At 41.8% G+C, this 24379-nt stretch carries 17 protein-coding genes, 1 tRNA gene, 2 rRNA genes and 3 pseudogenes (1 of these 23 only partly in view); 2 read left to right on the forward strand and 21 right to left on the reverse strand.

The annotated features are described in order from the left end of the window. From J5M87_RS08165 to J5M87_RS08190, 6 genes are all read right to left on the reverse strand, one after another. A 23S ribosomal RNA gene (locus J5M87_RS08165) occupies positions 1–1485 on the reverse strand (it extends 1420 nt beyond the left edge of the window). Between the two features lie 132 nt (positions 1486–1617). Beyond that, a tRNA-Ala gene (locus J5M87_RS08170) sits at positions 1618–1690 on the reverse strand. A 52-nt stretch (positions 1691–1742) separates the two neighbouring features. Then, positions 1743–3290 (reverse strand): 16S ribosomal RNA (locus J5M87_RS08175). The 16S and 23S rRNA genes sit together here with 1 tRNA gene alongside, the layout of an rRNA operon. Positions 3291–3694: 404 nt before the next feature. After that, positions 3695–4237 (reverse strand): ribosome hibernation-promoting factor, HPF/YfiA family, encoded by a 543-nt coding sequence (gene hpf / locus J5M87_RS08180; protein WP_154608923.1) that lies wholly within the window; start codon positions 4235–4237, stop codon positions 3695–3697. Positions 4238–4313: 76 nt separating this feature from the next. Then, positions 4314–4979, reverse strand: coding sequence for a ComF family protein (locus J5M87_RS08185; RefSeq protein ID WP_154608922.1), 666 nt, complete (start codon positions 4977–4979; stop codon positions 4314–4316). Continuing rightward, positions 4945–6264: a DEAD/DEAH box helicase gene (locus J5M87_RS08190; protein ID WP_154608921.1), complete on the reverse strand. Its 1320-nt coding sequence runs from the start codon at positions 6262–6264 to the stop codon at positions 4945–4947. Before J5M87_RS08190 ends, J5M87_RS08185 begins: the two co-directional genes overlap by 35 nt. 66 nt (positions 6265–6330) lie before the next feature. Between J5M87_RS08190 and J5M87_RS08195 the strand changes: the two genes are divergently transcribed. After that, on the forward strand, positions 6331–6963 hold the full coding sequence (locus J5M87_RS08195) for a YigZ family protein (RefSeq protein WP_154608920.1): 633 nt from the start codon (positions 6331–6333) through the stop codon (positions 6961–6963). An 88-nt stretch (positions 6964–7051) separates the two neighbouring features. Then, positions 7052–7972 carry a cysteine synthase A gene (gene cysK / locus J5M87_RS08200; protein ID WP_154608919.1) on the forward strand — a complete coding sequence of 307 codons (921 nt, stop codon included), beginning with the start codon at positions 7052–7054 and terminating at the stop codon, positions 7970–7972. 663 nt (positions 7973–8635) lie between these two features. Here the strand turns inward: cysK and J5M87_RS08205 are convergent. From J5M87_RS08205 to J5M87_RS08275, 15 genes and pseudogenes are all read right to left on the reverse strand, one after another. Further along, a complete protein-coding gene (locus tag J5M87_RS08205; protein ID WP_154608918.1) occupies positions 8636–9001 on the reverse strand; it encodes a S1 RNA-binding domain-containing protein in 366 nt (121 codons plus the stop codon). A gap of 1 nt (position 9002) precedes the next feature. Continuing rightward, on the reverse strand, positions 9003–10403 hold the full coding sequence (locus J5M87_RS08210) for a bifunctional Cof-type HAD-IIB family hydrolase/peptidylprolyl isomerase (protein WP_154608917.1): 1401 nt from the start codon (positions 10401–10403) through the stop codon (positions 9003–9005). 298 nt (positions 10404–10701) lie between these two features. After that, positions 10702–11346: a response regulator transcription factor gene (locus J5M87_RS08215; RefSeq protein ID WP_154608916.1), complete on the reverse strand. Its 645-nt coding sequence runs from the start codon at positions 11344–11346 to the stop codon at positions 10702–10704. Further along, on the reverse strand, positions 11315–12334 hold the full coding sequence (locus tag J5M87_RS08220) for a sensor histidine kinase (protein ID WP_160463302.1): 1020 nt from the start codon (positions 12332–12334) through the stop codon (positions 11315–11317). The genes J5M87_RS08215 and J5M87_RS08220 overlap by 32 nt, the downstream gene beginning before the upstream one ends. Beyond that, complete coding sequence (liaF, locus tag J5M87_RS08225) at positions 12334–13029, reverse strand: cell wall-active antibiotics response protein LiaF (protein WP_154608914.1); 696 nt, start codon at positions 13027–13029, stop codon at positions 12334–12336. Before liaF ends, J5M87_RS08220 begins: the two co-directional genes overlap by 1 nt. Before the next feature lie 281 nt (positions 13030–13310). Further along, a complete protein-coding gene (pknB, locus tag J5M87_RS08230; RefSeq protein WP_154608913.1) occupies positions 13311–15296 on the reverse strand; it encodes a Stk1 family PASTA domain-containing Ser/Thr kinase in 1986 nt (661 codons plus the stop codon). Next, positions 15293–16033: a Stp1/IreP family PP2C-type Ser/Thr phosphatase gene (locus tag J5M87_RS08235; RefSeq protein WP_154608912.1), complete on the reverse strand. Its 741-nt coding sequence runs from the start codon at positions 16031–16033 to the stop codon at positions 15293–15295. The genes pknB and J5M87_RS08235 overlap by 4 nt, the downstream gene beginning before the upstream one ends. An 18-nt stretch (positions 16034–16051) precedes the next feature. Further along, the gene (gene rsmB, locus J5M87_RS08240; protein ID WP_154608911.1) at positions 16052–17362 is read right to left on the reverse strand and encodes a 16S rRNA (cytosine(967)-C(5))-methyltransferase RsmB; all 1311 of its coding nucleotides are present in this window, start codon (positions 17360–17362) and stop codon (positions 16052–16054) included. Further along, the gene (gene fmt, locus J5M87_RS08245) at positions 17352–18287 is read right to left on the reverse strand and encodes a methionyl-tRNA formyltransferase (protein WP_154608910.1); all 936 of its coding nucleotides are present in this window, start codon (positions 18285–18287) and stop codon (positions 17352–17354) included. Before fmt ends, rsmB begins: the two co-directional genes overlap by 11 nt. Before the next feature lie 402 nt (positions 18288–18689). Next, positions 18690–21068, reverse strand: coding sequence for a primosomal protein N' (locus J5M87_RS08250; RefSeq protein ID WP_154608909.1), 2379 nt, complete (start codon positions 21066–21068; stop codon positions 18690–18692). 187 nt (positions 21069–21255) lie between these two features. After that, a pseudogene (gene tnpA, locus J5M87_RS08255) lies at positions 21256–21702 on the reverse strand (IS200/IS605 family transposase). 226 nt (positions 21703–21928) lie between these two features. Continuing rightward, on the reverse strand, positions 21929–22243 hold the full coding sequence (rpoZ, locus tag J5M87_RS08260; RefSeq protein WP_075098715.1) for a DNA-directed RNA polymerase subunit omega: 315 nt from the start codon (positions 22241–22243) through the stop codon (positions 21929–21931). Positions 22244–22259: 16 nt separating this feature from the next. Further along, on the reverse strand, positions 22260–22883 hold the full coding sequence (gene gmk / locus J5M87_RS08265; RefSeq protein ID WP_309109427.1) for a guanylate kinase: 624 nt from the start codon (positions 22881–22883) through the stop codon (positions 22260–22262). 224 nt (positions 22884–23107) lie between these two features. Continuing rightward, positions 23108–23251, reverse strand: a pseudogene (locus J5M87_RS09910) (IS30 family transposase); the annotation flags it as partial. After that, positions 23246–24137: pseudogene (locus J5M87_RS08275) on the reverse strand (IS110 family RNA-guided transposase); the annotation flags it as partial. The pseudogenes J5M87_RS09910 and J5M87_RS08275, both read right to left, overlap by 6 nt. Positions 24138–24379 lie beyond the last annotated feature (242 nt).

Consider the following 24379-nt stretch of genomic DNA (forward strand, 5'->3'; position numbering starts at 1 on the left):
CCAATCGTCCGGTTGAGTTAGCCTACTGCGTCCCTCCATCACTTCATACTCTAGTACAGGAATATCAACCTGTTGGCCATCGGATACACCTTTCGGTCTCTCCTTAGGTCCCGACTAACCCAGGGCGGACGAGCCTTCCCCTGGAAACCTTAGTCTTACGGTGGATGGGATTCTCACCCATCTTTCGCTACTCATACCGGCATTCTCACTTCTATGCGTTCCAGCGCTCCTCACGGTACACCTTCTCCACACATAGAACGCTCTCCTACCATACCTATAAATAGGTATCCACAGCTTCGGTAAATTGTTTTAGCCCCGGTACATTTTCGGCGCAGGGTCACTCGACTAGTGAGCTATTACGCACTCTTTGAATGAATAGCTGCTTCTAAGCTAACATCCTAGTTGTCTGTGCAACCCCACATCCTTTTCCACTTAACAATTATTTTGGGACCTTAGCTGGTGGTCTGGGCTGTTTCCCTTTCGACTACGGATCTTAGCACTCGCAGTCTGACTGCCGATTATATCTCGTTGGCATTCGGAGTTTATCTGAGATTGGTAATCCGAGATGGACCCCTCACCCAAACAGTGCTCTACCTCCAAGAGACTTAACATCGACGCTAGCCCTAAAGCTATTTCGGAGAGAACCAGCTATCTCCAAGTTCGTTTGGAATTTCTCCGCTACCCACAAGTCATCCAAGCACTTTTCAACGTGCCCTGGTTCGGTCCTCCAGTGCGTTTTACCGCACCTTCAACCTGCTCATGGGTAGGTCACATGGTTTCGGGTCTATAACATGATACTAATTCGCCCTATTCAGACTCGGTTTCCCTGCGGCTCCGTCTCTTCAACTTAACCTCGCATCATATCATAACTCGCCGGTTCATTCTACAAAAGGCACGCTCTCACCCATTAACGGGCTCGAACTTGTTGTAGGCACACGGTTTCAGGTTCTATTTCACTCCCCTCCCGGGGTGCTTTTCACCTTTCCCTCACGGTACTGGTTCACTATCGGTCACTAGGGAGTATTTAGGGTTGGGAGATGGTCCTCCCAGATTCCGACGGGATTTCGCGTGTCCCGCCGTACTCAGGATTCTGCTAGGTACAGATTCTGTTTCGAATACGAGGCTCTTACTCTCTTTGGCTCCCCTTCCCAGAGGATTCTTCTACAAATTCTGAGTCCACATTGCAGTCCTACAACCCCGAAGAGTAAACTCTTCGGTTTGCCCTCCTGCCGTTTCGCTCGCCGCTACTAAGGCAATCGCTTTTGCTTTCTCTTCCTGCAGCTACTTAGATGTTTCAGTTCACTGCGTCTTCCTTCGCATGACCTTAACAGTCATGGATAACATGCATTACATGTTGGGTTCCCCCATTCGGACATCCCTGGATCAATGCTTACTTACAGCTCCCCAAGGCATTTCGTCGTTAGTCACGTCCTTCTTCGGCTCCTAGTGCCAAGGCATCCACCGTGCGCCCTTATTAACTTAACCTTATTTAACCTAATTCTTTCAAATTAGAAAACTCATTAATTCACAGCGTTTTCGGTTTATTTTCTTGTTACTATTTGATATAGATATTCAATTTTCAATGGACAATTCCTACAATCACATCCAGTGACTGTATGGAGCCTAGCGGGATCGAACCGCTGACCTCCTGCGTGCAAAGCAGGCGCTCTCCCAGCTGAGCTAAGGCCCCACAAGACCTCTCAAAATTAAAGAAGACTACGTACAGAGTTCCGTTTCCTTAGAAAGGAGGTGATCCAGCCGCACCTTCCGATACGGCTACCTTGTTACGACTTCACCCCAATCATCTATCCCACCTTAGGCGGCTGGCTCCTTTCGGTTACCTCACCGACTTCGGGTGTTACAAACTCTCGTGGTGTGACGGGCGGTGTGTACAAGGCCCGGGAACGTATTCACCGCGGCGTGCTGATCCGCGATTACTAGCGATTCCGACTTCATGTAGGCGAGTTGCAGCCTACAATCCGAACTGAGACTGGCTTTAAGAGATTAGCTTGTCGTCACCGACTTGCGACTCGTTGTACCAGCCATTGTAGCACGTGTGTAGCCCAGGTCATAAGGGGCATGATGATTTGACGTCATCCCCACCTTCCTCCGGTTTATTACCGGCAGTCTCGCTAGAGTGCCCAACTTAATGATGGCAACTAACAATAGGGGTTGCGCTCGTTGCGGGACTTAACCCAACATCTCACGACACGAGCTGACGACAACCATGCACCACCTGTCACCAGTGTTCCGAAGAAAAATCCTATCTCTAGGACGGTCACTGGGATGTCAAGACCTGGTAAGGTTCTTCGCGTTGCTTCGAATTAAACCACATGCTCCACCGCTTGTGCGGGCCCCCGTCAATTCCTTTGAGTTTCAACCTTGCGGTCGTACTCCCCAGGCGGAGTGCTTAATGCGTTAGCTACGGCACTGAGTCCCGGAAAGGACCCAACACCTAGCACTCATCGTTTACGGCGTGGACTACCAGGGTATCTAATCCTGTTCGCTCCCCACGCTTTCGAGACTCAGCGTCAGTTACAGACCAGAGAGCCGCTTTCGCCACCGGTGTTCCTCCATATATCTACGCATTTCACCGCTACACATGGAATTCCACTCCCCCCTTCTGCACTCAAGTTCGACAGTTTCAAAAGCATACTATGGTTAAGCCACAGCCTTTTACTTCTGACTTATCAAACCGCCTGCTCTCGCTTTACGCCCAATAAATCCGGACAACGCTCGGGACCTACGTATTACCGCGGCTGCTGGCACGTAGTTAGCCGTCCCTTTCTGGTAAGTTACCGTCACTTAGCGGATTTTCCACTCCCGCTAACGTTCTTCTCTTACAACAGAGCTTTACGATCCGAAAACCTTCTTCACTCACGCGGCGTTGCTCGGTCAGGGTTCCCCCCATTGCCGAAGATTCCCTACTGCTGCCTCCCGTAGGAGTCTGGGCCGTGTCTCAGTCCCAGTGTGGCCGATCACCCTCTCAGGTCGGCTATGTATCGTCGCCTTGGTGAGCCGTTACCTCACCAACTAGCTAATACAACGCAGGTCCATCTAGTAGTGGTGCACTTGCACCTTTCAAATACTTACCATGCAGTAAGTACTATTATGCGGTATTAGCTATCGTTTCCAATAGTTATCCCCCGCTACCAGGCAGGTTACCTACGCGTTACTCACCCGTTCGCAACTCCTCCGCTCGGTGCAAGCACCAAGCTTCAGCGTTCTACTTGCATGTATTAGGCACGCCGCCAGCGTTCGTCCTGAGCCAGGATCAAACTCTCATCAAAAGTTTGAGTCTTCACTCATTCTGTTCATCTGACAGATTTATGTTCTTTTTGTTCATTGACGGTTTATGTCTCCATAAACCACCCTGCACGTTTGGTTCGTCTTCTTTAATTTTCAAAGGTCTTGTTTGCCGCTCTCTCAAGCGACAACTATATCAGTATATCACTTCTTGTTCCTCTTGTCAACACCTTTTTGAAACTTTTTTATCTTTTTTTCAATTTTTTCTTTTCGGCAAGAGCACTATATACCTATCGCTGTTCTTTTCAGCTAATCTAATATACTATATTCTATACCTTATTGTCAAGAAAATAATGCACTTTTTTTCATTATCCTAAGCAATTAGCACCTCCAAGGCCTGACTGTTGCGTAGACTTCGGAGGTGCCTCACTTATTAGAAAATAAATTGTTAAGATTTAACTTCCAATAAACCTAAATCGCCATCTTCTCGTTTATAAATAACATTCGTTGTACTATCTTTGGCATCTGTGTAAATGAAGAAATCGTGCCCTAACAATTCTAGTTGTAAAATGGCTTCTTCCAAATCCATTGGTTTCAAATCGACTTGTTTTGTACGCACGACTTTTACTTCTTCTTCAACCTGTTCCACTAGTTCTTCTGTAAACAATTGGCTAGTAGAAACTTTTTGACGATTTTTCTTTTCAATCTTTGTTTTATTGCGACGGATTTGGCGCTCAATCTTGTCCACTACCAAATCAATTGACCCGTACATATCTTGAGAAATATCTTCCGCACGAAGTGTAATTGAGCCTAGAGGGATAGTTACCTCTACTTTTGAGCGTTTATCACGGTACACTTTGAGATTTACTTTTGCATTTAACTCTTGATCCGCATGGAAGTATTTTTCAATTTTGGCTACTTTATCTTCGACATAACTACGAAGAGCTTCTGTTACTTCAATGTTCTCTCCACGAATGCTAAATTTAATCATAGTAAATACCTCTTTCTAAGCTTTCGCTTTTGTTCACTACTATTATACCATATTAGTATTTTTTTGCAAGCGTTTACTAACGAGCTAGTGAAAAACTTATGACGGTTTTCGCTCCATTTTTCATCAACACTTTCTTTGCTAGTTGAATAGTGGCACCTGTTGTATAGACATCATCTATCAATATTATTTTGTCAGGAATAGCCATCTTATCTATAACTGAAAATGGTTGTTGTAGGGCCAATCGCTCTTTCCGAGTCTTTTCGGACTGTTTCTTAGTATCTTCTTTTTGAAGAAGAGCAGTAAATCTGACTCCTGCAGCACTTAGTAATTCTGTTACTTGATTAAAACCTCGTTCTTTCATACGCTGGTTACTGATCGGAATGGGAACTGGGCAATAGCCAACTTTATTTTTAAAATATTGCTTCAACTTGTCTGCGAAAATGATTCTAAGGAGATAGTCTCCGATAAATTTATATCGACTGATGTAGTCTGCCATTTGGTCATTATAGCTATATAGGCTTTCGTGTGAAACATCTAGGCCTTTTTCCTGCCAATAGCGACAATCCGAACAGATTGTTTTTTCTCCTTCTTTAAAGCAATTTGGACAATGAATATCTGAAATCAGATTAAATTTTTTTCGGCAAACAGAACAAATTCCTCCTTCTTCCTTTTTTAATAGGAAGATGTCTGAAAATAAGATTCTCGGTTTAAGAAGTTGCTGACACAGTAGACACATTGTCATATCCTGCCTCCTTGTTCATTAGTCGAATTTCCCGAATAGCTTTTTCAATCGCACGATTACTTCCATCATGAAAAAAGAGTAACGTCCCTGTCGGTCTCTCCAGACTTCGCCCCACCCTCCCAGCAATCTGAATAAGAGAAGAAGATGTGTAAAGAGCATGATTAGCTTGTACAACAAAAACATCTACACAAGGAAAGGTTACTCCTCTTTCTAGAATCGTTGTTGTAACAAGAATATCAATCTCTCTTTTACGAAATTGTTCGACGATTTCTAAACGATTTTCAGTCTGACTGGATACAAACCCAATACATTGATTGGGAAAATACTCTGCTAACACCTGTGAAAATAGTTGTCCTGTTCGAATTTCAGGCAAAAATATGAGTAAGGGGAACCTAGTTTTCCGCTGTTCTGCTATCATACCAGTCAGTTTTGGACTAATCTTTTTCTTATTTAAATGTGTTTCAAAACTTGATAACCACACTTTTTGTGGAACAACTAGTGGATTTCCATGGAAACGGCGAGGTAATTGCAGACGATGCAGGGCTCCTCTACGAACCTTTTCTTCCAACTCATCTGTAGAAGTAGCCGTTAGAAACATAGTAACACCATCATCTTTCACAGCATTTTCTACTGCACAATACAACATAGGATTGTCCACATAAGGAAAAGCATCCACTTCGTCAATCAAAATCAAATCAAAAGCCCGATAAAATTTGAGCAATTGATGCGTGGTCGAAATAACTAGAGGCGTTCGAAAATACGAATCCGATTTTCCATGCAAAAGACTGATTGGACAAGTAAAATCCTCTTTCAACCTTTTATACAATTCGATGCAGACATCAATCCGAGGACTAGCTAGGCAAACAGCTCCCCCTCCATCAATCACATCAGCAACCACTTGGTAAATCATTTCTGTTTTACCAGCTCCCGTCACAGCATGTACCATTGTGGCTTTTCTTGCTTTAAACTGCTCCTGCAGACCATTTGAAATTTCTTGTTGCCAAGCGGTTAATTTCCCCTTCCACTTGAGAGAGTGCTGAGAAGGAAATGGTTGCTGAGGAAAATAGTACAACTCTTCATCTGTCCGTACACGTCCCAATAGTATACATTCTCGACAGTACAGAGCTCCATTTGGTAAGCAGTGCTTTTCTTCAAATAAGGTTGAACAGCGAAAACAAGTCTGTTGCGGTGTTTGACTTGGTATCGTTTTAGCTTGCAGTCGTTCTGTTTCGGTCAATTGATACTGGGTAAACAATCTGCCATAGTAATTTGCCATATCTGCCATACTTATTTATTCGTAATTTGAATGTGAAAACTTGTCATCTTTAAAAAAACTTAGTACAATCATGTTATGAAAGAATATCGTACTATTACTGCTGACGGTCTGACAGAAGAAGAAATCAAAAAATCACGGTTTATTTGCCATTTGAAAAGAGTAAAAACAGAAGATGAAGCTCGTGATTTTATTAACTACATCAAAAAAGAACATTACCGCGCCACCCATAACTGCTCTGCTTTTATCTTGGGAGAACAGATGGAAATCAAACGCTCATCTGATGACGGTGAACCCTCTGGAACTGCTGGTGTTCCTATGCTAACCGTTTTGGAAAATAATCACTTGACTAATGTAGCAGCCGTTGTAACACGCTATTTTGGAGGTGTTAAGCTGGGGGCTGGCGGATTAATTCGTGCTTATGCAGGGGCTGTTGCACATTGTCTAGCCGAAATTGGTATGGTCGTAGTCAAGGAGCAGCAAGGGATTGCTATTACGATGAGCTATTCTCAGTATCAAGAATTTGCCAACTGGCGTGCAACTCATGATTTAGAAGAATACGATACGGCATTTTTAGCAGATATTCGTACTATGATTTTTGTTGATAAAGAAGATACTCAGAAAATAATTGATAGCTTAATCGAGTTTTACCACGGAAAAGTTCAAGTCGAAACTACGGAATTTCGAGTTGTGGAAGTTCCAGTTCATTGATAACACCTATCGTTGCGATAGGTTTTTTATATTTTACAAAGGCTAGATACAGGAGTATACTAAGAACAACAAAAAGTGGAGGTGCCTTATGGCGATTTATCAAAACATTACTGAATTAGTTGGAAAGACTCCTATCGTAAAATTAAACAATCTCGTACCAGAAGGGGCTGCGGATGTGTATGTGAAATTAGAAGCCTTCAACCCTGGTTCATCTGTCAAAGATCGGATTGCCCTAGCGATGATTGAACAAGCTGAAAAAGACGGAATCATCAAACCTGGCAATACGATTGTAGAGCCAACTAGTGGAAATACTGGAATCGGCCTTGCCTGGGTTGGTGCTGCAAAAGGTTATAAAGTGATCATTGTCATGCCTGAAACTATGAGTATTGAACGCCGAAAAATCATTCAGGCTTATGGAGCAGAACTTGTTCTTACTCCAGGTAGCGAAGGAATGAAGGGAGCTATTGCTAAGGCTCATGAAATAGCTGAGGAGCAAAATGGCTGGGTACCGTTGCAATTTGCCAATCCTGCTAATCCGAAAGTCCACGAGGAGACCACTGGTCAAGAAATTCTAGAAGCATTTGGTACAACAGGACTCGATGCCTTCGTTTCTGGAATTGGAACAGGTGGAACGATTACGGGTGTATCACATACTCTCAAACAGGCAAATCCTACTATTGCCGTTTATGCTGTCGAAGCAGACGAATCCGCTGTTCTATCAGGTGAAGCTCCTGGCCCACATAAAATCCAAGGTATTTCAGCAGGGTTTATTCCAGATACCTTAGATACAGACTCTTATGACCATATTATCCGTGTGAAATCAGACGATGCGCTAGCAACTGGTCGTGCGGTTGGGGGACAAGAAGGATTTCTTGTCGGTATTTCATCTGGAGCGGCTATCTACGCTGCTATTGAAGTTGCAAAAGAGCTTGGTGCAGGAAAAAAAGTACTTGCCATTCTTGCAGACAACGGTGAACGATACCTATCAACTGCTCTTTATGAGGGTTAAACGATTTATAATACTGGACTGGAAGAGATTGAACCAAAAGTTCAGTCTCTTTTTGGGAGTTGGAAAGAACACGAATGAGTAAAGCAAAGATTTTGCCTTCTAGTTTCCAAGCTTAAACTAAAATATTCTACTGAAGTATCCTCGCATTTCACTTTCAGTCTCCGCTATCAGCAGTCAATCAACCACTATATCAATGTGTTATTACTAACTTTGGGAATAAAAATTAGACTTTCCCCAATCTCTATACCAGATTGAAGAAAAAATCCATTTTGGACTAGACATCGCTTCCAATAATGAGATAAAAAAACACTTTTTATGCATCCCAATTGGGAGTAGGACTCAATCGTGATTTCGTAGAAATCGATTATCCTTACTCCTGTATTTCTAGATTCGGGCTAAACGAATCTACTGGATTATGTTACTCTCACCTCTGCATGTCGACTAGCTTTCACAATTCTTAATTGTGAACGGTTGGAAATAGGGCTAGCAAAGAATTGTTCGCTAGTCTCTTCTAATAGAATATTAATATGAATAGAGTATCAGTTGATACAAAGTGCCTAGCACGAAGTCCATATCCTGAGAGCAAGCTACAATTTCACGATTATAGAGGTCCATACAAGAAAAAAGAAGGGGCATTGCCATTGCGACGAAGCCTTCTTCTTTTTAATTTTCTGTTTGTTTGTCCAAAAAACTTTTTGCTTCTTTCATCCAATGCGGGAGTTGTTTCGCCAAGGGTTCAAAACCAATTTTATAGCGATCACTTGTGAAGCGGTGAGGTCGTTGCACTTTCTGTTTTTCCTCTTCCAACGTTCGTAAAGATAGACTAGCTTTTTTGCTATATTCATCAACGTCAACAACTTGAACCAGCAGTTGCTGCCCAATAGTTAAATAATCTCGAATATTATCGATATAACCTGTCTTGATTTCTGAAATATGAATCAAACCTGTTGTCCCATTTTCCAGTTCTACAAAAGCGCCGTATGGTTGAATTCCTGTTACGGTTCCTCGCAATTTTTCTCCTATTCTCATCTTAATCCTCAATCTCGATTGTTTCGATGATGACGTCTTCTACAGGTTTATCCATCGCACCTGTTTCTACAGCCGCAATAGTATCCAAAACAACATAGGACGCTTCATCACGTAGTTGACCAAAGACTGTATGACGTTGATCCAAATGTGGAGTTCCACCTTGTGTTGCATAGATTTCTGCAATCGGAGCTGGCCAGCCACCACGTTCTAATTCTTTTTTAGCATAAGGTAACTTGGTATTTTGAACGATGAAAAATTGACTACCGTTGGTATTTGGTCCTGCATTTGCCATTGAAAGAGCTCCTCGAATATTGAAGACTTCCATTGAAAATTCATCTTCAAATGCTGCTCCATAAATCGACTCTCCCCCCATACCAGTGCCAGTAGGATCGCCACCTTGAATCATAAAATCTTTAATAATGCGGTGGAAAATGACACCATCATAGTAACCGTCTTTTGCAAGAGCTACAAAATTAGCAACTGTTTTTGGTGCAATTTCCGGGAATAACTGAAGCTGCAAATCACCATGATTCGTCTTAATTGTAGCACGTGCTCCACTTACATTTTCTAAATCTAATTGAGGGTAATACTTTTCTTTTTCTACCAAACCAAATTCCTCCAAGGCATGTAAAATACCATCTTCTTCTACTGTTTTTGTAATATAATCTGCTTTTTCTTGCAATTCTGGATGAGAAACTCCCATTGCAACACTAATACCTGCATAGTCAAAGGCTTCTAGATCATTCAATTCATCCCCAAAAACCATGACATTTTCTGGCTTCAGACCAAGATGTTCTACCACAGCTGCAATACCCGCCGCTTTTGACGCATCTTTCAGAATAATATCAGACGACATTGTATCCCAGCGAACACTCCGCAGATTTTCCTGAAGGTCTATAGGAAGTTTTACTTGCCTACCTTCTTGCTCAAAAGTCCACATTTGATAAATAGGATGATTTTTATAAAAATCCGGATCTGTTTCTAGATTTTCATAAATGATATCAATAGTCTTGCTGATTCGCTCATCTCGATGCGACAGGGTAGACTTGTCACTTCCCATCAGTCCATACTCAATACCCTCTTCTTTTGTCCACTCAATAAAGCGCTTGACAAGCTCCTCAGGAATTGATTTTTGGCGGATAACTCTCCCTTTTGCATCCTCTACAAAACTCCCATTGATCATTGCATAGTAGTCAGGTTTTAAGGCTTTTAGTTCAGGAACAACTCCGTAAATAGCACGTCCAGATGCAATTCCAATTAAAATGCCTTTTTCTTTCAAAGCTTGGAACACGTGAGACAAAGATGCCGGAACATAACCCGTCTGCTTGACACGCAAGGTATCATCAATATCAAAAAAAATGATTTTAATTTTCTTAGCTTTGTACTTTAATTTCGCGTCCATAATTCTCCTTCTATCGTCTGTTTATACTCTATAAAAATCAAAATCTGACTAGCTTCCACAATTGAAAATTGTGGAAGGTTGGAAATAGAACGAGTGCAGCTCGCCCCTTGCAATTGAGAATTGTGGAAGGTGAGAAATAGAGCGAGCATAGTTCGTCTCCACTGAACCACTAGTTCGGACTAATGGTAGCTGAGGATTATGACATAATCCTTATTTCCAACCTTCAACAGTCTACTGGACTGTTGAAACAAGGTGAGTTAACGACGTCAGACTTTGATTTTTGACGAGTATTATTATATCACGATTCCTGATCTTGTGCTACCAGTCCATGCTGGAAGGCATAAACTACTGCTTGTGTCCGATCGCTAACAGCTAGCTTGGATAAAATGTTGGAAACATGAGTTTTAACCGTTTTTAAGGAGATAAAGGATTCATCGGCAATCCGTTGGTTGTCGTAGCCCTTTGCCAACAAGGTCAAAATTTCCTTTTCACGCGCTGTCAAATCATCATGTAAGGCAGGGTGGCGTTTTTGGTGCTCCATCTTCTTTTCCACTTCTGTTTCAATCGCCAATTCTCCCTGATAGACCTTACGAATGGCACGGACAATTTCATCAGCGCTAGATGTTTTTAACATGTAGCCTTTAGCTCCTGCTTTTAAAACAGGATAAATTTTTTCGTTGTCTAAGTAAGAAGTCAATATCAAGACCGCTGCTTCTCTCCATTCTTTCAGAATTTCCAAGGTCGCATCAACTCCTGATAACTGAGGCATCACCAAGTCCATTACAATGATATCCGGTCTTAGTTCTAAGGCCTTTGCAATTCCTTCTTGACCATCGCTAGCTTCTGCAACGACTTCAATGTCTGCTTGTAAATTTAAAAAACTTTTCAATCCTAGACGAACCATTTCATGGTCATCCACCAATAAGACTCGTATCTTGCTCATGTTCTTTTCCTTTCAACAATGGCACACGGATATCAATTGCAACTCCTTTGTCAGGAGCTGTCCGAATTTTCACTGTTCCTGCCATATCTTCTACCCGTTCTTGAATATTTTGTAAACCGTAACTAACTTCTTGTTCATCACTTTTCACAAAGCCCACACCGTCATCCGTCATTTTCAATTGGACTTCATGCTCTGATTGGACAAGGTAAACATCCAGATGTTTTGCTTTGGAGTGACGCAAGGTATTACTAATAATCTCCTGACCAATCCGGAAGAAATGTTCTTCAATCGCCGTTGGTAATGTTTCTACTTCATGATGAAAATGGACTGCAATGCTACTCTTATCACTGACTTCTCGCAGAATCAGCTCAAACCCTTCGACCAAGTCTTTCCCATCAAGCTCACTGGGACGTAAATGTAAGAGCAAGATTCGCAAATCCCTCTGGGCTGTTTCAATTGTTTCTTTAACAATGCCAAGCTGCTGTTGCAAGGTCTCTGCTGGTAAAGTCTCTAAGCTGCTCGACAAACCTGATAAAATCATACTGCTAGCAAATAATTCTTGGCTGACTGTATCATGCAAATCACGGGCAATTCTCCGACGTTCGCCCTCAACAATTTCTTCTTTTTTTACCAGGTCTTGATTATCAATCAGTTGAACCTGACGCGTCAACCCACGAACTTTTTCCGATAGTTGAAGCAGGAGTTGATCGTCTTCAGATGATGTGCGAATATTTTTATTTTGGATAATCGCACGGATTTTCTGCCGCATACTTTGCGTTGTAACAATAGCAACCGATTGAACCAATAAAATCAGGAAAAATGTCAAGACAATAATCAAGAGTATTACGGTGAAGATAAACTGCTCTGTCGATGTCCATAACGAAAGGTCTAGAAGGGATTGATGGAGTATGGGAAACACAGCCGATAAAACAACAAGAACGATTAAAGTTGCATACCAAGCCAAAAGAAGAATGGTTCCTTTTTTAATCATACGCGAACCACCTCCACATCACCAAAGAGGCAATTGACAACCAGTTTTACCCGCTTATGGGAATCCTTGTAATAGGGACTAGCTATCGCAAAACTTTCATTGCGCAAATCCCAGTAAGACAAGCCTAGAAAATGGACACGGCCGTAAATACTAGAAACAGATAGTGAAACTTCTACATCAATCGGCACAATAATCTTAGTTTTCCCAAAGGTTTTGCGAACGACAACAATATTATCTCGTCCAACTAGAACGGTCTCATCTAGGTCCACTACATCATTACCAAATAAACGGATAATATTGACATCCTCAAAACCATAGGAATCTTGAGAATGATTCTGACTTCCAAACCATTGCGTTTTTTCTTTTTTAGCTTCCAAAGTCTGATCATCCAAAATAATATGCGTGTACTGATTTCGCTTTTCATAGCGCGAAAAGAAGTTAATAAACATATAGACAATCATAAAGAGAACGCCTAATAAAAAATAGGGATTAAAGGCAAAAACTAGAAAAATTAATAAAATAGCACTACTGAGGAAGATACTAGTCATTTGACGACTTAATACATACCAAATCACTAGCAAAATCCCTGCAAAAAGCAACATGGCCCTTGCCATCTCACTTGTAATGACATCAAAGCAGGCCAAGACAAAAAGAACACTTTCAACTAGTAAAAAAAACTGGACTTTTCTCATAGACGGATTCCTTTCCCTACTATTGTACCAAAATTTACTAGAAAAACCTCCTTCTAGGGTAGGAAAAAAGGCTAGCGAAAAATAGTTGGCTAGCCTTTTTAATGGAATATTGGTTTATCAACGTTTTACAAACCCGATAGTTCTCTCTTTTTGATTTCCAAATTCAGGTATCCATAATCACTCCCTTGACTACGGATAGGCGTCAAGCTAATCAAACTATAAAAATGAGTAGTTTGGGGACTTTTTGCCCATTCTCTTTTGAAATCGAAAATCAAGCTCTATTAGTTTCCTGAACCATTATTGTTTGTCGTGGTTCCTGAAGAAGTACCAGTGTCTGCTGTATTCGTTGCGCTAGAAGAGATTGTTCCTGCTACTGACACATATAGAGTCACGCGCCCATTGATAGCAGCACCCGGTGCTGGAAATTGACCAACGACCAAATCACCTGAGGAAGCAATATAATTTGATTCAATTTCTTTTACAATCTCATCATCTGCTACTCCCAAGGCTTGCAATTGTCGCTTCGCTTCTGTATAACTCACTCTCAAAGCACCAAAATCAGGCATAACTGGCACCGGACCTTTGGAAATGACTACATTTACTGCCGTTCCTTTTGGAACTTCTACACCAATTTCTGGATTTACTTTTGCAATCAAACCTTTTTGAACCGTATCGCTATATTCTTCAGTCGTTGTTCCAATTATTAAGCCGATTGCTTTTAATTCTTGAGTAGCAGCTTCCAAACTCTTTCCACGGATATTAGGAATCTGATGTCGCTCAGCTCCCTTTGAAACGGTTACTGTCACTGCACTGCCTTTCGCCTTTGACGAATTTGCCTTAGGATCTGTTGAGATAACTTTATTTTCTTCAACACTTGCACTATATTCTTGTGTTTCTTTTACAACAAAACCAGCCGCCTCTAGTTCAATTTTGGCATCATCAAAACTCTTTCCAACCACATCCGGAACGGTCACTGCATCTGTCGTTGCAACAACAATATCAATGCTGCTTCCTTCTTTCTTCGATGTGTCTGCTGCTGGATTTGTTCGGATAACCTTTCCTTCTTCTACTTCTGAAGAGGGTTCTTCTGTAATCTTTCCAACTTTCAATCCAGCTGTTTCAATCGTTTCTCTTGCAACCTCTAAGGTCTGCCCACTAACATCTGGTACTCTTATCGCTGCAGGTGTATTGTAAAGAAGAGCTACAATCGCTGCAATAATCAGAAAAATTGTTGCAAAAAGAACCTTATATCGAGTACGTACCCTTTTTTTAGTTTTAACAGGAAGGCTTGCTACACGCTCACCTCCTCTTGTCGCTGTTTCTGATGGGGTAGACTTCCCAGAAGGAATTCGTTGGTCAGTAGCAATACTCGCTAGTTTTGGCAGAGTTTTTGTATCTACTTTCCCATCCTCTAGCAAGACTTTCTTTTCGTACAAGCGATTGCTGGAAAGAGAAGAAGCAATATCTGCATACATCTCAGCTACTGTCTTGTAGCGTTCTGCCAATTTTTTTGCCGTTGCTTTTAAGACAACATTTTCAAGGGCTTGTGGTACTTGAGGATTGGATTCTCTGACAGAAGGCAAGGCTTTTTGAAAATGCTGGAGAGCAATCGTCACCGCACTATCTCCGTCATAGGGAATCCGCCCTGTCAACATTTCAAAGAGTACAATTCCCATTGCATAGATGTCACTTTGTACTGTCGCCTTTGAACCACGGGCCTGTTCTGGTGACAAATAATGTACCGATCCTAACATAGAATTCGTCTGGGTTAGACTCGTTTCTGCAAAGGCCACAGCAATCCCAAAGTCTGTCACTTTTGCAGTTCCATTTCTTGTCAACAAAACGTTTTGGGGTTTCAAGTCGCGGTGAACAATTCCCTTTGTATGGGCCATTCTCATCGCTAACAAAATTTGACCCATAATCCGCACCGCTTCATCATTTGACAAAGGGGCATTCTCTTTGATATACCGCTTTAAATCTAGTCCATCAACGTATTCCATGGCTAGATATTGCTGACCATCTTCTTCACCAATATCTGAAATACGTACAATATTGGGGTGGTCTAGTTCTGCCATCGCTCTTGCTTCTCGCTGAAAACGTTGGACTGCAATCTGGTCTGTTTGATAGTTGGTCCGAAGTACCTTAACCGCTACTTCTTCTCCATCTAAAATCAAATCTTTTGCTAGATAAACATCCGCCATTCCCCCACGTCCTATTTGTCGGACGATTCGGTAGCGATCCGCAAAGATTTTTCCAATCTGAATCATTGCCTAGCCTCCTCCGTAATATGGATGAGAGCCACGGTAATGTTATCCGTCCCTCCAGCATTATTGGCAAAGCGAATGAGACTTTCTGTTTTACTGTCTAAAGCAACTTCACTTAAAACAATATCGCGAATATCCTCATTGGAAACCATGTTGGTCAGACCATCACTATTGATGAGAATATAGTCGCCAATTTCAAGTGTTTTCAAGGCGATATCTGCTTCAATAGGATTTTGTTGTCCAATGGACTGAGTGATAAAATTCTTCTGAGGATGATGTTTTGCTTCTTCCTCCGTCAATTGCCCTGCTCGCACCAAGGCACCGACTAAGGAATGGTCATTCGTCAATTGTTGGTACTCACCATCTCGGACTAAGCCAATTCTCGAATCTCCAATGTGGGCATAAATCATCTGATGTTCAATGATAACAACCGCTTCTAAGGTTGTCCCCATACCACGATATTCTTCCGTTTTTCCCAGTTCATGAATCTTTTGATTTTCTGCTTCTAAAATCGTCGCAAACCACTCTCTAACATCATTTAGAGTATGAATTTGAGTGTCTACCCATGAAATTCCTAAATCCGTTGCCGCCATTTCGCTAGCGATATGACCAGCTCGGTGACCACCCATCCCATCAGCTAAGACAATCAAATCAATTCCTGCTCGGTTTTTATAGCGATTAACATAGTCTTGATTATTGGTCCGTTTCTGACCTACATCCGTTAATAATGAAATTTCCATACGGTCCATTTCCTCCTCTTAAGATATTCGCTGGAATTGGCTGATAAAGAATCCATCACTACCGTATAACTCTGGAGTGATGAGAATACAACCATCCTGTATAATATCCCCTCTTTTATGTTCTAATGTTACTTGTTTAAAGTTAGGATGTGCCGCTAAGAAGGCTTCCACCACTTCCCTATTTTCCTCTGCCACAATCGTGCAGGTGCTATAGGTTATTATACCACCTTTTCTAAGACTTTGACAAACATTGTCTAGTATCTCTAGTTGTATGCTTTGCAGCGCCGCAAAATCCGCTGTTGCCTTATTATATTTGATGTCTGGCTTGCGACGCAGAAGTCCAATACCAGAGCACGGAGCATCCACTAAAATTTTATCAAAGGCATCTGCGCCAAATTCTTCAAAGACGTGCCTGGCATCTAGCTTTTTCGTCATGACTTTACTTGCCACACCAAGTCGCTTGGCATTTTGCTTAATCAAGGCTAATTTATGGTCATATAAATCAAGAGCTGTCACTTTGCCCGTTGTCAAATAGCTAGCAATATGTGCTGTCTTACCACCAGGAGCTGCACAGGCATCTAGCACCTCTTCTTCTCCTTGAAGAGCAAGAGTAGGCGCAACGAGTTGACTACTTTCATCTTGAATCGTAATCCGTCCTTCTTGAAAGGCAACTGCCCCTGCAAAATGACCACTTGATTTGACCAAACCAACCGCTGATAAGAGAGATGTTTCTGCTCCTGTTTCTTGTTTTAGGACTTCTAAATCATCCGGATTTGTGACACGAACACTTGCTTTATTTCGCACTAATAAACTCTCGAAAATCTTGACAGCCCGTTCTTCGCCGTATTCTTCTATCAGCTTTTTCACGAGCCAAATAGGCAAGGAATATTGAATGGACAAGCGTTTATTTTTCCGTTTGATGGTCGCAGGGTCTGGTAATTCAGTATCGATTATTTTCCTTAAAATGGCATTAACAAATCGATCAGTCCCACGACTTTTTTTGGCCAGCTCGACCGCTTCATTAACAATAGCGTGGTTGGGAATTTTGTCCAAGTAGAGCATCTGATACAGACTCAGCATAAGCAGATAATAGACCCAAGAATCAAGTTTATCCCGATCCTCAATCACATGTGCCAGATACCATTCCAAGGTGATTTTCCGCATCACCGTCCCATAAACCAACTCTGTCACAAGTCCCTTATCTTTTTCTGATAAGTTCGATGAGGATAGGGCATGTTGGAGAGCAAGATTGGAATAGGCCCCTTCATCAAAAATCTGTCCTAAAACCTTTAAAGCAAGCGCTCGCGCTGTATCTTTTTTATTCACCAAATCGATCTCCTACTGCTAATTGACGGCCAAATCCATTTAGAAAATCTGCAATTCCCATTCTAGGCTTGCCTGCTGGCTGAACTGTTTTTAGAGCAATGGCTCCCTGGCCTGTTGCCACTAATAATTCCTTTTTACTAAGTGCAATGATTTCACCCGGTTTCCCAGAACCTTCTGCAAGAGTAGCCTCATAAATCTTGAACCGTTCACCCTTTAATAAGGTATGGGTCACCGGCCATGGGTACATTCCACGAATGTGATTAAAGACTTGCCGATTGGTCTTGGTCCAATCGAGTCGCTCTTCTTCTGGACTAATATTGGGCGAAAATGTCACTTGGCTGGGGTCCTGTGCTTTTGGTTTTAACTCTCCAGCCACATAAGCAGGAAGATTTTCTAGTAATAAATCGCGACCCACAACTGCCAACTTCTCAAACAAGGTTCCTACATTATCTTCGTCTGTAATCGGAATGGCATGCTTAGCAATCATATCCCCAGCGTCCATTTCCTTGACCATCTCAATAAGGGTCACACCTGCCTCGCTATCTCCATTGATAAGGGCATAATGAATCGGTGCTCCACCACGGTATTTTGGAAGTAGAGAAGCGTGGACATTGACTGCAAAATGGACACTATTTAGTAGTTTAGTCGGTAAAAATTGCCCAAATGCAGCGGTAACAATGCCATCTGCACCTAGCGACATCAATGCGTCTAATTCTGGACTACCAGATAATTTTTCTGGTTGGTAAACTGGTAGGTTATGTGCTAAAGCTACTTCTTTGACAGGTGTCACTCGAATTTCTTTTTTTCTGCCGACCGCACGATCTGGCTGGGTCACCACCGCTAGAATCTCATACTGACTATCTGCTAACAGGCCTTTTAACACTATTGATGAAAATTCAGGTGTCCCCATAAAAATCAATTTTGTCATTACATACTTCCTTTCTTTGAAGAATTTTCTTAACCATCGATAGAATCCATTTTATTATACCATTTTTTAATCCAATTCTCTGTGTTAAAGCCTTCGAATACCTTGTAAAGTAGCAGAAAGCCCTTGACTAGTACTCCTTGATATACTTGGAAAAACGCACCAATGAAAAGAATGAGAAAGAACTCAAAACTATTAAAAAGAAACCTCTATTTTATATTTTCAAGCTCGGGTATCAACAGACCACTGCGTCAATCTATAGTGGATCGAGAAAGGAATAGGACAAAGCAAGGAGCTGCAGATAGAGCTGGCGTTCATCAAAGCGACTTAACGATGTCCTAACCTTTATTCAATTCACTATATGTTTACTAACTTTAAAATAGAAGCTAGACTTTCTGCCCAGCTTCACATCATATTTTGCGGCTCATGATCAATCATTACACGAAGTTCTTGGTTCTCCTTTTCCTGACTCCAGTCTAGTACACGATTTAAAACTTGTGATAGCTGTGGCTCTTGGCGATATTTTACAATCATCTGATAGTGATACAAGTTATGGGTTCGTGCAATAGGCTTAGGAGTCGGACCAAGCAACTGAATCTGATCGGTCAAATTTTCCTTCAGTAATTTTAGGACTTCAAAAGATTTTTTGACAACCAATTCTTCCGAACGATGCGAGAGGGTCAAGCCAACCGTATAGTAATAAGGCGGGTAGCCCAAAGATCTGCGAACCCCCATTTCATACCGATAAAAGCCTTCATAATCCTGCTCTTTCGCAAAAGCAATCGCATAATGCTGCGGATTGTAAGTCTGAATGACAACCTCGCCTGCCTTGTCAGCCCGACCAGCCCGTCCTGCTACCTGAGTGAGCAGCTGAAAGGTTCGCTCAGACGAACGAAAGTCTGGTAAGTTCAAGGCTGTATCGGCATTCAAAACGCCCACTAAGGTCACATTTGGAAAATCCAACCCCTTGGCAATCATCTGTGTCCCTAACAAAATATCTGCCTCTCCACGACCAAATGCGGTTAAAATTTTCTCGTGACTCCCTTTTTTTCGTGTCGTATCGACATCCATTCGCAAGATTCTTGCTTCCGGCAGAAGCTCTGCTAATTCATCGTAAGCCTTTTGGGTGCCTGTTCCATAATAGCGAATGGAACGACTTTGGCAATTTGGACAAAGACGTGGAATCTCTTTTTGATAGCCACAATAATGACAATTCATCGTTTTGGTATCCATATGAAGCGTCAGAGAAATATCACAGTTCGGACATTCATCTACCGTACCACAGTCTCGGCACATCACAAAAGACGAATAACCACGGCGATTAAGCATGAGTACAACCTGCTCTTTTTTGACCAATTTTTCCTTGATTTTCTCTAGCAAGACTGGCGTTACATTGCTAGCTTCTTGCTGACCAATATATTCCCTAAAATCAACAATTTCTACAGGCGGAATGTGCGCTTGCGGATTGGCACGTTTGGTCAGCCTTAACAGGCCATAGACCCCCTTACTAGCCCGTGCCCGACTCTCCAAGCTAGGCGTAGCAGAACCAAGCACCAAGACTGCACGATGATAATCCGCTCGCAATTTGGCAACATCACGTGCATGGTAGCGAGGATTGGAATCTTGCTTATAGGTTGCCTCATGCTCTTCATCAATGATAATAGCACCAATATTTTTCAACGGAGCAAAAATAGCTGACCGTGCCCCTACAACGACTTGTGCTTCACCACGCTCAATCTTTCGCCACTCATCATATTTTTCACCATCTGATAAGCCTGAATGGAGAATGGCAACTTTTTGACCAAATCGAGCAATAAAACGATTGGTCACCTGTGGTGTTAGGGAAATCTCAGGCACTAGCATAATGGCTGTTTTTCCTTGCTTGAGGACATGGTCAATCACCTGTAGATAGACCTCGGTCTTCCCACTTCCAGTCACTCCTTCTAACAGATAGGTCCTACTCGCTTGGCCAATTTCTGAAATAATTTCTCGTACAGCAATCGCCTGCTCACTATTTAACTGCAAAGCTGAGACAGATTTTACCCCCTCAAAATAAGCTTGGGTACGACTGACTTCTTCTTCCCACACTTCCATTACACCTTGTTCTTGAAAATATCGGATATTTTCTGCTGAAAAATCCTGACGCAAGGTAGAAAGTCTAGCGGGCTTGTCTTGTTGCAGTAAGTATTCTTTTAACGCCTGACGTTTTTTAGCACGATTGCTAATCCCAACCTCCCGCAACTTGTCCTGAAACACTCGATACCATTTTTCTGTCTTAATCTGCTTTTTATCTCTAGCTAGATAGTCTACTTGAATTTTTCCAGACTGGACTAAACGCATAACTCGGGCTTGTTTCTTTATATCCAAATCCGAGAAATGCACACTCGTCTTGGTTCCAAAAATCGCTTGCCTATCTGTATCAGAAAGTCCCACTCCTTGTGAGATAATCTTGTCGTAGGAAGAATTGAGCAGATTGGGTAGCATGGCCTTTAGGAGAGAAATTTTATAGGAAAAAACTGTTTTTCGCAACTCATCTGCTAGCCACAATTGCTCCGTATGTAGTACCGGCGAAAAATCCAGCACTTCTACAATATCCTTAGTTTCAATACCTGCGCTTTCTGAAAAACCAATTACAATGCCTTGAATCAGGCGATCTCCTTTTCCAAAAGGGACATGAACCCGCATTCCTACCTGTAGCATCGTTTCAAATTCTTCTGGAATACGATAAGTATAGGGACGATCTGTCTGCATCAAGGGCACATCGACAATAATCTCTGCAAACATCCTTACTCCTTTCTACTACTCTTGTATTCAACGATTTAAGCATCAAATCATGACCACCCGTCAAACGGGTGGTTTGAACAAGGGCTATAAGCCCACATCACCAGCCAGCGCCTATGCTGCTCTCTTTCACGTTGTTCAAGCCTCACTGCTCTTGACTCGTCACTGGCCTCTCAAAGAGGCAGTTGTACTACTTACCATTATCCCTAAAGGGATCTTCATATTCTTTCACACTCAGTTTATCAAGTGCAATGTCATGGAACAAATAATCTCCCAGATTATTTGTTTACTCTTGAATATATTTCTTTATTGTGGCTTCATTAAGACCGACTGTGCTAACGTAATATCCCTCTGCCCAAAAATGACGATTCCCAAACTTATATTTGAGATTGGCGTGTTTGTCAAACATCATGAGAGCACTTTTGCCTTTCAAATATCCCATGAAACTAGATACACTAATTCGTGGAGGGATACTAACCAACATATGAACATGGTCTGGCATCAGATGTCCTTCTATAATTTCTACCCCTTTGTAACTGCATAATCGGCGAAATATCTCGCCTAAACTGCTTCTATATTGATTATAAATGACTTTTCGTCTATACTTAGGGGTAAACACAATGTGATATTTACACATCCATTTTGTGTGTGATAAACTATGTGCCTGAGTGCCATAGCATTATCTCCTTTCGCTTTACAGTAGGATTGAACACCTTTATTGTATCGCGTTTGGAGATTTTTTTGTATAACAGTCGTTGCGCACCCGCATAACGGGTGGTTTATTTGTCTCGCACCTATCGGAGCGAGACGGGCTTAAAGCCACATAAATAAACTCAGTTGGATTGCCAACTGAGCCTTGCTTCTTAAATCTTATCGCCGTCTTCTTTTTCTTTGGCGATTTGCGCTTTAATCTTACGTTCTTCTTCCTCTTGGCGAAGGCGTTCTTCTTCTGCACGACGGCGAACTGCTTCTCGTTTTGCTTCCGGATCTGGATGAATGACCACATTCCCAGATTCAATTTCTTCTAGGGCACGAAGCGTTGATTTGACAGAAGTAAATTCTTGTGTTGCTTTTGCACCTGCTTCTAATTCATGAGCACGTTTTGCCTCTAAGATGACCAATGAATACTTTGACGGCACCTTGTCCAACAATGTATCAATTGACGGTTTTAACATCATATCTCTTACCTAATTTCTAATTTTTTATCTCTTTAAGCATGTCTTGGTAGTGGCCAATCACACGATCTACGCGAAAATGCTCTGCCTCAATCACACGTTTGACACGCTCTGCTGCTAGTGGCACTTCATCATTGACAATCGCATAGTCGTATTCACGCATTAGAGCAATTTCTTCTTTAGCTTTTTCAATCCGCTGGGCAATGACCTCTGCACTATCTGTACCACGACCAACTAGACGATCTTGCAATTCATCCAAATCAGGTGGAGTCAAGAAGATAAAGACTGCATCAGGCACCTTCTTTTTCACCTGCAAAGCCCCTTGGACTTCAATTTCAAGAAAGACATCAATCCCCTTGTCAAGCGTTTCATTGACATAGGTCAATGGCGTACCGTAGTAATTTCCCACATATTCTGCATATTCTAGCATTTGTCCTTGACGAATCAAATCTTCAAACTCTTCACGTGTTCTAAAGAAATAATCCACTCCGTCTACCTCACCTGGACGCTGAGGACGAGTTGTCATTGAAACAGAATACTGAAATTTGTTTTCTGAGCTTTCAAAAATCTCACGTCGAACCGTTCCCTTCCCAACCCCAGAAGGTCCTGAGAAAACGATTAACAAGCCACGATCTGCCATCATATCTCCTTCATAATCTTTCTCTTTAGTGTATCAAAAAAACGCTTCTTTTTCAACTGCTTTTCATTATCTTATTCAATAAAAGTTGCTATACTTGATCTGCATGACATAGTTACTATTTTTAATCGTTTCTCAAGTAATTCAAACACAAGCAAATTTCACTAAAGGTTCACCATTCATTCTGAGCCCACGGTCTCAAAAATCCCCTTCTTAGCAATCATTTTGCTGTGGCCAAATTCCCTATCAAATGTTAGATAAAGTTCAGCCCGTTCCCGAATTCCTCTACGAAATGCTTGTTTTCCCCACATTTCCTTATTCCTATTCGGTTTTCGTTTCCCCTTCCATGGAAGATTTTCTTTCTTGAACACACCGCTAAAAGCGTTGATTTGATTGGCAGACCTAAAACGACGAATGTCCCCAAGCTCGCCAATGATAGATGTTGTTGTGGTTTCCGCTATTCCATGAATAGAGAGAAGGATCTCATATTCTGGTAATGGCCGAGCGAATGTGACCATTTCATCCAAAACAGTTTGTCTCCGATTAGATAGCCTGAGCAATTCTTGTGCATAGTAACGGACCTCTTCCATCATTGGAGAGGTTTTCTTGACAGCACAATAGGACTGTTTGGCAAGTTCAGTCAGTTAGTTTGCCAAGGGAAGCGACACGCTTTTCGGAAATACGTTTAGTCGTAGATTGACGAATGCTATCGATTAACTGACTTTGAGTTAAACTTAACACAAATTCTTTACACGGAAAAGCCATGACCAAGTTCCAGTACTGTTCGCCAGTTGGTGTTGATAAGAGGCTTTCTAACTCTGGAAAAGTGACCTGCAAGACCTTGTGGAGACGGTTCTTTGTACGGACAATATCTTCTGTCAGATTCTTGTAAAAGCGACTTAGGGAACGCAACTCTTGATAGGTTTCCTCTTGGATGTAAGTTGGTTTTCGATTCAGTACAAATTGAGACTGTGCTAACTTTTCAGCGTCAATTTTGTCGGTTTTACGGACACGTAGGCTGTCCAGTTGCTTTTTAGCTTCCAGCGGATTGAGACGCGTATAGGCGTAGCCATTTTCCTCAAGAAAAGCCTGAAGACGACGAAAATAGACGCCTGTCGCTTCAAAGACAATCTCAGGGGTGTGGACAGTTTTCAAATCGTCCAACAACCTAGTGAAGTCGATGGCATCACTAGGCATGGTATAGCCATGAACCTTCTCACCGTTGACTAGAATTACCACTTCTGAACTTGTTTTACTCACACTGTACGCATGATACTACCTCTTTATCTTGTTTGATTCCTTGTTTTATTTCAATACTCGACGTCTAGCGTCAAAAAGCCCTACGACTTAACAAGACACCTCTACTTTAACATAAACATAACGAAAAAGTAGTGAGTACTCTCTCCCGTCGGAGATTTCCTCACTACTAATCTTAGTATGTTTTTGTCTAACTTAATTTTACAAATTGGGGAGTATAAAATCCTATTTTGGATGTTTTAGTG

This window comes from Streptococcus sp. zg-86, assembly GCF_017639855.1.
GTDB classification, from domain to species: Bacteria; Bacillota; Bacilli; order Lactobacillales; family Streptococcaceae; genus Streptococcus; species Streptococcus zhangguiae.

Bases quoted from the DNA above. Each gene is read 5' to 3' on its own strand.
- pknB (WP_154608913.1), bottom strand. From the start codon at position 15,296: ATGATTCAGATTGGAAAAATCTTTGCGGATCGCTACCGAATCGTCCGA.
- J5M87_RS08215 (WP_154608916.1), bottom strand. From the start codon at position 11,346: ATGAGCAAGATACGAGTCTTATTGGTGGATGACCATGAAATGGTTCGT.
- rpoZ (WP_075098715.1), bottom strand. From the start codon at position 22,243: ATGATGTTAAAACCGTCAATTGATACATTGTTGGACAAGGTGCCGTCA.
- hpf (WP_154608923.1), bottom strand. From the start codon at position 4,237: ATGATTAAATTTAGCATTCGTGGAGAGAACATTGAAGTAACAGAAGCT.
- fmt (WP_154608910.1), bottom strand. From the start codon at position 18,287: ATGACAAAATTGATTTTTATGGGGACACCTGAATTTTCATCAATAGTG.
- cysK (WP_154608919.1), top strand. From the start codon at position 7,052: ATGGCGATTTATCAAAACATTACTGAATTAGTTGGAAAGACTCCTATC.
- J5M87_RS08210 (WP_154608917.1), bottom strand. From the start codon at position 10,403: ATGGACGCGAAATTAAAGTACAAAGCTAAGAAAATTAAAATCATTTTT.
- J5M87_RS08195 (WP_154608920.1), top strand. From the start codon at position 6,331: ATGAAAGAATATCGTACTATTACTGCTGACGGTCTGACAGAAGAAGAA.
- J5M87_RS08250 (WP_154608909.1), bottom strand. From the start codon at position 21,068: ATGTTTGCAGAGATTATTGTCGATGTGCCCTTGATGCAGACAGATCGT.
- J5M87_RS08235 (WP_154608912.1), bottom strand. From the start codon at position 16,033: ATGGAAATTTCATTATTAACGGATGTAGGTCAGAAACGGACCAATAAT.
- J5M87_RS08205 (WP_154608918.1), bottom strand. From the start codon at position 9,001: ATGAGAATAGGAGAAAAATTGCGAGGAACCGTAACAGGAATTCAACCA.
- J5M87_RS08190 (WP_154608921.1), bottom strand. From the start codon at position 6,264: ATGGCAGATATGGCAAATTACTATGGCAGATTGTTTACCCAGTATCAA.
- J5M87_RS08185 (WP_154608922.1), bottom strand. From the start codon at position 4,979: ATGACAATGTGTCTACTGTGTCAGCAACTTCTTAAACCGAGAATCTTA.
- liaF (WP_154608914.1), bottom strand. From the start codon at position 13,029: ATGAGAAAAGTCCAGTTTTTTTTACTAGTTGAAAGTGTTCTTTTTGTC.
- gmk (WP_309109427.1), bottom strand. From the start codon at position 22,883: ATGATGGCAGATCGTGGCTTGTTAATCGTTTTCTCAGGACCTTCTGGG.